The organism is Shewanella sp. 10N.286.51.B8 (assembly GCF_041469325.1).
Lineage (GTDB): Bacteria > Pseudomonadota > Gammaproteobacteria > Enterobacterales > Shewanellaceae > Shewanella.
On sequence record NZ_JBFRKG010000080.1, the window covers coordinates 1 to 511 of the forward strand.

Here is a 511-nt window from a genome sequence, read left to right on the forward strand (position 1 = left end):
ATTTAATGTCTGATAAATCATTAATTGGTCAGCTCGATATTATGGGCGCATTAAACCCTGTAGTACTACCCATTGTCTTGGCTTTGGTGATGACCGCTATTTTTGATGCCACAGGTACCATACGTGCCGTTGCAGGCCAAGCAGAATTACTTGATGACAAAGGTAATATTATTAGTGGAGGTAAGGCACTTACCTCAGATTCTGTAAGCAGTATTTTTGCAGGCGCCGTCGGTGGCGCCCCCGCTGCAGTGTATATTGAATCAGCTGCAGGTACAGCGGCAGGGGGTAAAACAGGACTAACCGCAACCATCGTTGGTGTATTATTTTTACTGATGATGTTTTTGGCGCCATTAAGCTATTTAGTGCCTGCATATGCCACCGCGCCCGCGCTGATGTATGTTGGCCTGCTGATGTTAAGTAATGTCAGTAAGCTTGATTTTGACGATAAAGTCGATGCTATGGCTGGGCTAACTTGCGCAATCTTTATTATTTTAAGTTGTAATATCGTCAC

The 511-nt window shown here is 44.2% G+C and carries 1 protein-coding gene; it reads left to right on the forward strand.

The genetic code is table 11. The features are described 5' to 3' along the window. The coding region (locus tag AB4160_RS19325) for a solute carrier family 23 protein (protein WP_372006068.1) at positions 1–511 on the forward strand (511 nt) is incomplete at both ends.